Genomic DNA, 10,504 nt, shown 5'->3' with positions numbered 1-10,504 from the left:
GCCGCGGCCAGTGCGGCGCGGGGCCCGTCCACGGCGCGCACCCCCAGCCGCTCGCCGCCCACGCACAGCACCGCCGTCGCGTCGCCCGCCACCCCTGGCGCGGCCGTGTCCTGCCCGGCGTGCGGCGGTTGTGCGAGCAACGTCACATCCGCGCCGAGCGCGGCCACGTCGCCGCGTCCGTCGTCCAGCGCGAACAGGAAGCGGCCCGACAGCCCGGCCGCGGCGTCGCTCGCGCACAGCAGCGCGTCCAGTTCGCGCACCCACAACCGCACGTCGGCGAAGGGGTGTTCGTCCTCGCCCGCGAGGGGCGAGGCGACGATGTTGCGGGCCCGTTCGTGGCGCTCCGAGGGCAGCAGGCCGGCGTCGTACAGGGTCTCGGCCAGCGGCCCCGCGCAGGCCTCGGGGAGGCCCCGCAGCTGAACGTTTCCCCGCGAGGTGATGTCCAGGTGCCCGTCGCCCAGCCGCTCCGCCACCGACGCCAGGATCTCGGCCTGACGCACCGTCAGGAGCCCGCCGGGCAGCCGCAACCGGGCGAGGCGGCCGTCGTCCGCCGCGTGCAGCCGCAGCGCTCCGGGGCACGCGTCGCCGCGGTCGCGTACGCGCGGTTCGTCCCGGAAGGCGCCGGTCGGCGGGGTGGGTGAGGGCATGGCGGCGAGCATACCCACGTGCGCGCCCCCGCCCCCCGGCCCCGGACGGCGGCCCCGCCCCGCCCGGCCACCCGCGCTCCCGGCCCCCGCCCGCCCGGGGCACGCCCGCCCCGGGACGCGCCGCCGCCCGCACCGCCATGCGCCCTCCCCACCCGTGACCAGCACCGCCTACTATCGACAGGACCAGACGGCGTCTGGGAGGAAGCCCGGTGCGAATCCGGCGCGGTCCCGCCACTGTGAACCCGGCACTCCTGCCGGGTGAGTCAGGAACTCCCGCCGTCCTCCCACCGCCCGGGGCGCGGACCCCGAGGAAGGCAAGACGCCGCATGCTGCTGCTCCTGTCGACGTCCGACACCGATCTGCTCTCCGCCCGCGCGGCGAACGCGGCGGGCGCCGTCGTGCCCTACCGCCACGCCAACCCCGCGCGCCTGCCGCTGGGCGACCTTCCCGGCCTGCTCGACGGCGCCGACCTCGTCGTGGTGCGCCTCCTCGGCGGGCTGCGCGCCTGGCAGGAGGGGATCGACGCGCTGCGGGAGAGCGGCGTCCCGACGGTCGTCCTCACCGGCGAGCAGGCCCCGGACGCCCAGCTCATGGAGGCCTCCACGGTCCCCATCGGCATCGCCGCCGAGGCACACGCCTACCTCGCGCACGGCGGCCCGGCCAACCTCGACCAGCTGGCGCGCTTCCTGTCCGACACCGTCCTGCTGACCGGCCACGGCTTCGAGCCCCCGGCGGCGGCGCCCGCCTGGGGCCGGCTGGAGCGCGCGGCCGCGCCCGCGACCGGCGGCCCGCTCGTCGCCGTGCTCTACTACCGCGCCCACCACATGAGCGGCAACACCGGCTTCGTGGACGCCCTGTGCCGCGCGATCGAGGAGGCCGGGGGCCGCGCCCTGCCGCTGTACGTGGCGTCGCTGCGCACCCCGGAGCCCGACCTGCTGGAGGCGCTCGCCCCGGCGGACGCGCTCGTCACGACCGTCCTCGCGGCGGGCGGCACCCGGCCCGCGGGCGCCTCTGCCGGCGAGGACGACGAGTCGTGGGACGCGGGCGCGCTCGCCGCGCTCGGCGTGCCGATCCTCCAGGCCCTGTGCCTGACCGGCTCGCGCGCCGACTGGGAGGCCAACGACGAGGGCCTGTCGCCGCTCGACGCGGCCGGGCAGATCGCCGTGCCCGAGTTCGACGGCCGGCTCATCACCGTCCCGTTCTCCTTCAAGGAGATCGACGAGGACGGCCTCCCGTCGTACGTCGCCGACCCGGAGCGCGCCGCGCGCGTCGCCGGCACCGCCGTGCGCCACGCGCGCCTGCGCCACATACCGAACGCGGGCAAGCGCCTCGCGCTGGTGCTCTCCGCGTACCCCACGAAGCACTCCCGCATCGGCAACGCGGTGGGCCTCGACACCCCGGCGAGCGCCGTGGCGCTGCTGCGCCGCCTCGCCGCCGAGGGCTACGACTTCGGCCCCGCGGCCGCGGGCGGCGAGGGCGCAGCCGCCGGCGGCACGGCGTACCCGGACATCCCCGGCCTCGTCTCCGGCGACGGCGACGAGCTGATCCGCGCGCTCATCGATGCGGGCGGCCACGACCAGGAGTGGCTGACCGAGGAGCAGCTGGCCCGCAACCCGGTCCGCATCCCCGCCGCCGACTACCGGCGCTGGTTCGCGCGGCTGCCCGCCGAACTGCGGGCGTCCGTCGAGGAGCACTGGGGGCCCGCGCCCGGCGAGATGTTCGTCGACCGCAGCCACAACCCCGAGGGCGACATCGTCCTGGCGGCCCTGCGCTTCGGGAACCTGCTGATCCTCATCCAGCCGCCGCGCGGCTTCGGCGAGAACCCCGTCGCGATCTACCACGACCCGGACCTGCCGCCCTCGCACCACTACCTCGCCGCCTACCGCTGGATCCAGGCCGGGACGGACGACGGCGGCTTCGGCGCGGACGCGATGATCCACCTCGGCAAGCACGGCAACCTGGAGTGGCTGCCCGGCAAGAACGCGGGCCTGTCGGCGGCGTGCGCGCCCGACGCGGCCCTCGGCGACCTGCCGCTCGTCTACCCCTTCCTCGTCAACGACCCCGGCGAGGGCACGCAGGCCAAGCGCCGCGTCCACGCCACCCTCGTCGACCACCTCGTGCCGCCGATGGCCCGCGCCGAGTCGTACGGCGACATCGCGCGCCTGGAGCAACTGCTCGACGAGCACGCGCAGATCGCCGCGATGGACCCGGCGAAGCTGCCCGCGATCCGCGCGCAGATCTGGACGCTGATCCAGGCCGCGAAGCTCGACCACGACCTCGGCCTCGACCCCGACGAGCGGCCCGACGACGAGGGCTTCGACGAGTTCGTCCTGCACATCGACGGCTGGCTGTGCGAGATCAAGGACGCGCAGATCCGCGACGGCCTCCACGTACTCGGCGGCGCGCCGAGGGGCGAGACCCGCGTGAACCTGGTGCTGGCCGTGCTGCGCGCCCGGCAGATCTGGGGCGGCACGCAGTCCCTGCCCGGCCTGCGCGAGGCGCTCGGCCTGGACGAGTCGGCCGCCACCCGCACCGCCGCCGACGCGGTGGAGGCGCGGGCCCGCGCGCTGGTCCAGGCGATGGAGGACGCCGGCTGGGAGCCGTCCGCCGTCGCGGAGGTCGCGGCCGGGCAGCCCGAGGCGGTGGCGCGGATCCTCGCGTTCGCCGCGAAGGAGGTCGTGCCGCGCCTCGCGGGCACCACCGACGAGATCGACCACGCGGTCCTCGCGCTGAACGGCGGATTCGTCCCGGCGGGCCCGTCCGGCTCGCCGCTGCGCGGCCTCGTCAACGTGCTGCCGACGGGCCGCAACTTCTACTCCGTCGACCCGAAGGCCGTGCCCAGCCGCCTCGCGTGGGAGACAGGGCAGGCACTCGCCGACTCGCTGCTCACCCGCTACCGCGACGACAACGGCGAGTGGCCGCGGTCCGTCGGCCTGTCCCTGTGGGGCACGAGCGCGATGCGCACCGCGGGCGACGACATCGCCGAGGCGCTGGCGCTGCTCGGCGTCCGCCCGGTGTGGGACGATGCCTCGCGCCGGGTCACGGGCCTGGAGGCGATCGGCGCGGCCGAACTCGGCCGCCCCCGCATCGACGTGACCCTCCGCATCAGCGGCTTCTTCCGCGACGCGTTCCCGCACGCCATCGGCCTGCTGGACGACGCGGTGCGGCTGGCCGCCTCGCTCGACGAGCCCGCCGAGCTCAACCACGTACGGGCCCACGCGCAGGCCGACATGGCGGCGGGCGCCGACGAGCGCCGCGCCACCACCCGCATCTTCGGCTCCCGCCCCGGCACGTACGGCGCGGGCCTGCTCCAGCTGATCGACAGCCGGGACTGGCGCACCGACGCGGACCTCGCCGAGGTCTACACCGTGTGGGGCGGCTACGCCTACGGGCGCGAACTGGAGGGCCGCCCGGCGCGCGAGGAGATGGAGGGCGCCTACCGGCGCATCGCCGTCGCCGCCAAGAACACCGACACGCGCGAGCACGACATCGCCGACTCCGACGACTACTTCCAGTACCACGGCGGCATGGTCGCCACCGTCCGCGCGCTGAAGGGCACCGCCCCGGAGGCGTACATCGGCGACTCCACCCGCCCCGAGACGGTCCGCACCCGCACGCTCGTCGAGGAGACCTCCCGCGTCTTCCGCGCGCGCGTCGTCAACCCCCGCTGGATCGAGGCGATGCGCCGCCACGGCTACAAGGGCGCCTTCGAACTCGCGGCGACGGTGGACTACCTGTTCGGCTACGACGCCACCACCGGCGTCGTCGCCGACTGGATGTACGACAAGCTCACCGAGACGTACGTGCTGGACGAGGAGAACCGCGCGTTCCTCCAGCAGGCCAACCCCTGGGCCCTGCACGGCATGGCGGAACGCCTCCTGGAGGCCGAGTCGCGCGGCATGTGGGCGAAGCCCGACCCGAAGGTGCTGGCCGAGCTGCGCCAGGTCTTCCTGGACACCGAGGGCGACCTGGAGTCCGACGAGGACGCCTGAGCGGCCCGGCACGCGGCGCCACGGGCCGGGCGCACCCGCGCCCGGCCCGCCCCGCGTCCTACCGCTCAGCAGGCGCCCCGCGTCCCGTACCGCTCAGCCGGCCGCCGGCGCCCCGAACCACCGGGGGAGCCGGTCGAGCAGGCCCGCCTGATCGTCCCCCGCCCACACGACGTGCCCGTCCGGCCGCAACAGGACCGCGGGCACGTCGAGTTCCTCGCCGGCGTCCACGACGTGGTCCACCCGGTCCGACCACCCCTCGACCGACAGCCGGCCCGTCGCGTCGAGCAGCAGCCCGCGGCCCTGGCGCATCAGCTCGTACAGGCGGCCCCGCTTCAGCGGCACGTCCCGCAGCCGGCGGCCGAGCAGCTCGTGGCCCTCCCCGACGTCGTAGCGGACCGCGATCGCGGTGATCTTCTCGATCAGGAAGCGGTTGACCTCCTCGAAGTCCAGCAGCTCCGTCATGAGCCGGCGCAGCGCCAGCGGCCCGGGTTCGGTGGACATCAGCTCCATCTGGGCGCGGGTGTTGTCGAGCACCTGCGCCGCCACCGGGTGCCGCTCGCCGTGGTAGGTGTCGAGCAGCCCGTCCGGGGCCCAGCCCGCGACCTCGGCGGCGAGCTTCCAGCCCAGGTTGAACGCGTCCTGGATGCCGAGGTTGAGACCCTGCCCGCCGGTCGGCGGATGGATGTGCGCCGCGTCGCCGGCCAGCAGCACCCGGCCCGTCCGGTAGCGCTCGGCGAGCCGGGTCGCGTCGCCGAAGCGGGCGAGCCGGCGGGGGGAGTGCACACCGAAGTCGGTGCCCGCGTACGCCGTCAGCTGACGCTTGAAGTCATCCAGGGTCGGCGGCGTGCGGTCGTCGGCCACCCCGTCGGCCGGGACCACGACCCGGTACAGGCCGTCCTCACCGAAGGGCCCGAGCCCGAACCGCTTCTGCGTCGTGCGGACCCGCGCGACGACCTCCGCGACGGTCTCCGCCGGCGCGGTCGCCCGCATCTCGCCGAGCAGCGTCTCGACCCGGGTCGGCTCGCCGGGGAAGCCGACGCCGAGCAGCTTGCGCACGGTGCTGCGGCCCCCGTCGCAGCCGACGAGCCAGCGGGCGCGCAGCCGCGCCGACCCGCCCGTCCCGCCGGCCCCCCGCTCACCGTCGCTCCCCGCGGCCCCGGCCCCGGCGACCTCGACGCTCACGCCGTCCTCGTCCTGGTCGAGACCGACCACCTCGCAGCCCCGCCGGACCTCGACGCCCAGCTCCGCCGCGCGCTCACCGAGCAGCCGGTCCGTGACGGGCTGCGGGATGCCCAGGACGTACCCGTGCGCGGTGTCCAGCCGTGCGGGCCACGTCGTGCCGAGGCCCGCGAAGAACCCCCCGACCTCGTACTTCTTGCCGTGCGCGAGGAACCGCTCCAGCAGCCCGCGCTGGTCCATCACCTCGATGCTGCGCGCGTGCAGGCCCAGGGCCCGCACGAAGTCGACGGGCTCGGTCTCCTTCTCCAGCACGACCACGCGCACCCCGTGCAGGCGCAGCTCGCAGGCCAGCATGAGGCCGGCCGGTCCGCCGCCCGCGACGATGACGTCGATCACGAAATCCCCCATCGATGAGTTGCTCGCCGGGCCGGTGGGACGCGTCGGGCGGCCATACCGCCACAACGCGCCCGCACGTGATGAAACCCTGATTTCGCCCTGTTCCCGGCCCGGGCGGACGATTGTGCGCCATCACCGGGGCCTTGCCGCAAGGCCCCCCTTGCGCTATAGCTTGTAAGTGGCAGGGAGACGCGGTCTCCATGCCTTTTCTTTTGCGCCCGTACGAGGCCGCTCGGCGCGGGGGGAGCGCGGGCCCGGTTCACCGGCGCGCCCGCCCGCTTCGGCACCGGAAACGCGGCGGTGCCCCGCTCCCGGGCCGGGAGCGGGGCACCTGATCGCGCGGGCGCGGGGATCAGTGGCGGCAGGGGCCCCGGCGGTGCGAACCGCCGCGCCCGGCGCGGGCGTCAGCGGCGGGAGGAGACCGCCTGCAGCAGCACGTCGTGCACGAAGGTGTTGGGGTGCTTGCCCGTGAAGCGGTCCGCGAGCGGGCCGCTCGCGAAGACCGGCACGTCCACGCTGGTGTGGCCGCCCGTCGTCCAGTCGACGTAGAACTGCTTGTCGCTGCCGCGGATCGCGAAGGGCCCGTCCTCGTTCGACAGGTCGCCGGCGCCGGTTCCGGACTCGTCGTTCGGGTCGGGCTCCTCGACCGCGAGGCCGCCCGTCTCGTGGTCGGACGTGACGACGAGCAGGGTGTCGGGGTGCGTGGCGGTGTACGCGCGGGCGACGGCCACGGTCCGCTCCAGCTGCTGCATCGACTGGAGCACCCGCGTCGCGTTGTTGGCGTGCGCGAACTCGTCGACGCCCTCCTCCTCGACCATGAGGAAGAAGCCCTTCTTGCTCTTGCCGAGCGTGTCGAGGGCCTTGTCCGTCATGGTGGGCAGGTCCACGACCGGGCTGTAGACGTCGCCCTGGCCCTCGGGCTTCTGCTGGAACATCTCCTCGTTGGCGAACAGGCCGAGGAGTTTCTTGCCGTCCTTCGCCTTCGCGAGCTGCTTGCCGTCCGTGACGTACTGGTATCCGGCCTTCTCGGCCTTCTTGACCAGGTCGCCCTGGGTGCCCTTGCTGGCCTCCGAGGTGTCCTCGGCGGGCTTGTCCGGGAACGCGCCCGGCCTGCCGGCGGGCAGCCACCAGTCCTCGCCGCCGCCGAGGATCACGTCCGGCTTGCTGTCCTGGAGGTACTGGCGGGCGATGTCGTCCTGCTTGCCGCGGTCCGCGCTGTTGGAGAAGAAGGCGGCCGGAGAGGCGTCGGTGACCTGCGCGGTCGTGACGAGACCGGTCGCCATGCCGGCGGCCTTCGCCTGGCGGCCGAGGGTCGCCAGCTTGTTGCCGTCGACGTCGACGCTGACGGCGCCGTTGTACGTCTTCTCGCCCGTCGCCCACGCCGTCGCGGCGGCGGCCGAGTCGGTGACCGGGGACTTCGGGTCGTCGGGCGTCGTGGTGAGCTGGCCGGAGACCGGCAGCTTGTCCATCGTCAACTGCCCGTAGAGACCGGTGAGGTGGAGGCGGGCCGCCTCGCGGGCGGCCGGGCCCATGCCGTCGCCGTTGATGAAGATGACGTTCTTGGCGACCGGGGCCTTCGCCTTCGCGGACGTGTGCGGCGCATCCGCCGACGCCCCCGGCGTCGGGCTGAGCACCATGGTCGCCACCACGGCGGCCGAGGCCGCGACGACGGGGACTCCCCACTTGCCCGCACGGTTCACGCGTACCGACACAGAAGCTCCTAGATGAGTATTTGACTGTCTTTGCCAATCCTTCACCTGGACCATAGAGATGCATGGGGTATCCGTGGTGAACGCGAGATGTCATCTTCCCGATGTGACGCGTGGATGCGCTATGCCGGAAATGCGACTTGGCCGCGACGCGGCCTGTCGCGGAGTTCGTCTTGACCTTGGAGGCGGCGGGGAGACCGGGAGGAAGTGCGCGCCCGAGGCCCGGAGGCCGCCGGCGCCCAAGCGCGTCCGGCCGCGCGCACTCCACGGCCGACGCGGAGAGGGCGGGGGTACCGCGGCCCGCCCGGGACGAGCGGGCCGCACCGTCGGATCGTTGCCTGCCCGCCCCGGGCGGGCGGACCTTGCCGGACGGGCCGGGTTGACGAGGCCTCAGGCGCCCCGGGTGCCGCGGACGGGGGCGGCGCCCGCGTCAGGTGCGCCCCGTACGCCGCCCTGAAAGAGAAGGCCCGGGAGACTTGATGCGCCCCAGGGCTCGCCAGGCCCTAAGGCCACACAAGGCAGTACGGCTGATGCCCCGCCTCGTGCAGGCGGTGGGAGAAGTCCTGCCACTCGTGCAGCAGTTGGTAGACGTCGAAGGCGTCGCGCGGGCCGCCGCGGTCCGGGACCGTGGACCAGATGAAGGCCGCGGCGCCGACCGACTCCTCGCCGATCCCGCGCAGCGGGTCGACCGCGGTCATGGGGAGCTTGACCACCGCGTAGTCCGGGTGGAGAACGACCAGTTCGAGCGGGGGGACCTTGTACAGGGGCATGCCCTGGATGCCGGTGAGGACCATCGCGGCTATGGTCTCCGGCTTGATCTTGGTGAACATCCCGCCCATGCCGAGCTCGTCCCCGCCGAGTTCCTCGGGGCGCATCGAGATCGGGACCCGGGCCGCGGTCGCGCCGTCCGGCGCGCCGAAGTACTTGTAGGTCACCCCCACGCGGCCACCACTCCTGCTCGCCGGCGGCGACTGGTCATGCCCCTGCCGTTCGCGTTCGTGGTGCTCGTGATGCCGGTCGTTGCGCCGGTGCTTGCCCCGCCGGGCAGGCTCGGGCCCCAGACCGTCGGTCCCCTCGCCCAGTCCGCCACCGCGATGCATATCTCCACCCGACCACTCGCAGCCCCGGCCGCGCAACCCGATCATCGTGACAGTGACCTCCCCCGCAGGCGCTCCGTGAAACACCTGTCCGCAAGAACATCCGGGCCTCTGACACCATGGATTACGTGAGCTTCCCCTTTGATGCTGATGCCCCAGTTTCGCAGACACTCTTCTCGCGTGCGGCCCGAGTGACCCCGGGCGGGGTCAACTCTCCCGTGCGCGCCTTCGGCGCCGTCGGCGGCACGCCCCGTTTCATGGCGTCCGGCAGCGGACCGTACCTCACGGACGCCGACGGCCGGGAGTACGTCGACCTCGTGTGCTCATGGGGGCCGATGATCCTCGGGCACGCCCACCCGCAGGTCGTCGAGGCCGTGCAGGCGGCCGTGGCGCGCGGCACGTCCTTCGGCGCCCCCACCGAGGGCGAGGTCGCCCTCGCCGAGGAGATGGTCACGCGCATCGCGCCGCTGGACGAGGTGCGGCTGGTGTCCTCCGGCACGGAGGCGACGATGTCCGCGATCCGGCTCGCCCGCGGCTACACGGGGCGCGCCAAGGTCGTGAAGTTCGCCGGCTGCTACCACGGTCATGTGGACGCGCTGCTGGCGTCCGCCGGTTCCGGTGTCGCCACGTTCGCACTGCCCGACACGCCCGGTGTGACCGGCGCGCAGGCGGGCGAGACCATCGTGCTGCCGTACAACGACCTGGAGGCCGTGCGGGACGCGTTCGCCGCGCACCCCGGAGAGATCGCCTGCGTGATCACCGAGGCGTCGCCCGGCAACATGGGCGTCGTCCCGCCGCGCGACGGCTTCAACGCCGGGCTGCGGCAGCTGTGCCACGACAACGGCGCGCTGTACATCTCCGACGAGGTGATGACCGGCTTCCGCACCTCGCGCGCGGGGTGGTTCGGCGTCGACGGCGTGGAGCCCGACCTGATGACCTTCGGCAAGGTCATGGGCGGCGGCTTCCCCGCGGCGGCCTTCGGCGGCCGCGCCGAGATCATGCAGCGCCTCGCGCCGGTAGGCCCCGTCTACCAGGCGGGCACGCTGTCGGGGAACCCGGTGGCGACGGCCGCGGGCCTCGCGCAGCTGCGGCTGCTGGACGACGCGGCGTACGCCACGGTCGACGCCGTGTCCGCGCAGGTGCGGGGGCTGGTGACCGAGGCGCTGACGAAGGAGGGCGTCGCGCACACCGTGCAGACGGCGTCCAACATGTTCTCCGTCTTCTTCACGGACGCGGAGGTGCGCGACTTCGAGGACGCGAAGCGCCAGGACACGTTCCGCTTCACCGCGTTCTTCCACTCCATGCTGGCGAACGGCGTGTACCTGCCGCCGTCGGCGTTCGAGGTGTGGTTCCTGTCGACCGCCCACGACGAGCGGGCCGTGGAGCGGATCGCGCAGGCCCTGCCGGCCGCCGCCCGCGCCGCCGCGCAGGCGACGCCCCCGGCGGCCTGATCCGCCGCCGAGGAGCGGTACTCCAGGAGGACC

Annotated in this window: 6 protein-coding genes and 1 riboswitch; of the genes, 2 read left to right on the top strand and 4 right to left on the bottom strand. The window is 74.1% G+C overall.

Features of this window, described 5'->3' with window-relative positions:
* A partial coding sequence (locus L1885_RS16485) for a ferredoxin-like domain-containing protein (RefSeq protein WP_505016779.1) occupies nt 1-659 on the bottom strand: 659 nt, incomplete at its 3' end.
* 155 nt (nt 660-814) lie between these two features.
* Nucleotides 815-933: riboswitch (cobalamin riboswitch) on the top strand.
* 40 nt (nt 934-973) lie between these two features.
* Between L1885_RS16485 and cobN the strand changes: the two genes are divergently transcribed.
* The gene (gene cobN, locus L1885_RS16480) at nt 974-4,639 is read left to right on the top strand and encodes a cobaltochelatase subunit CobN (RefSeq protein WP_235797876.1); all 3,666 of its coding nucleotides are present in this window, start codon (nt 974-976) and stop codon (nt 4,637-4,639) included.
* A gap of 93 nt (nt 4,640-4,732) precedes the next feature.
* Here the strand turns inward: cobN and rox are convergent, their stop codons facing one another.
* From rox to L1885_RS16465, 3 genes are all read right to left on the bottom strand, one after another.
* The gene (gene rox / locus L1885_RS16475; RefSeq protein ID WP_235797877.1) at nt 4,733-6,214 is read right to left on the bottom strand and encodes a rifampin monooxygenase; all 1,482 of its coding nucleotides are present in this window, start codon (nt 6,212-6,214) and stop codon (nt 4,733-4,735) included.
* A 404-nt stretch (nt 6,215-6,618) separates the two neighbouring features.
* Entirely contained in the window at nt 6,619-7,926 is a 1,308-nt protein-coding gene (locus L1885_RS16470; RefSeq protein ID WP_235797875.1) for an alkaline phosphatase, read from the bottom strand.
* Between the two features lie 500 nt (nt 7,927-8,426).
* Nucleotides 8,427-8,864: a hypothetical protein gene (locus L1885_RS16465; protein ID WP_372481958.1), complete on the bottom strand. Its 438-nt coding sequence runs from the start codon at nt 8,862-8,864 to the stop codon at nt 8,427-8,429.
* A gap of 275 nt (nt 8,865-9,139) precedes the next feature.
* Here L1885_RS16465 and hemL point away from each other — a divergent pair, with 275 nt between their 5' ends.
* The gene (hemL, locus tag L1885_RS16460; protein ID WP_235797873.1) at nt 9,140-10,471 is read left to right on the top strand and encodes a glutamate-1-semialdehyde 2,1-aminomutase; all 1,332 of its coding nucleotides are present in this window, start codon (nt 9,140-9,142) and stop codon (nt 10,469-10,471) included.
* Nucleotides 10,472-10,504 lie beyond the last annotated feature (33 nt).

It is taken from the genome of Streptomyces fuscigenes (assembly GCF_021556455.1).
Lineage (GTDB): Bacteria > Actinomycetota > Actinomycetes > Streptomycetales > Streptomycetaceae > Streptomyces > Streptomyces fuscigenes.
This window is presented reverse-complemented; position numbering and strand designations above follow the sequence as displayed.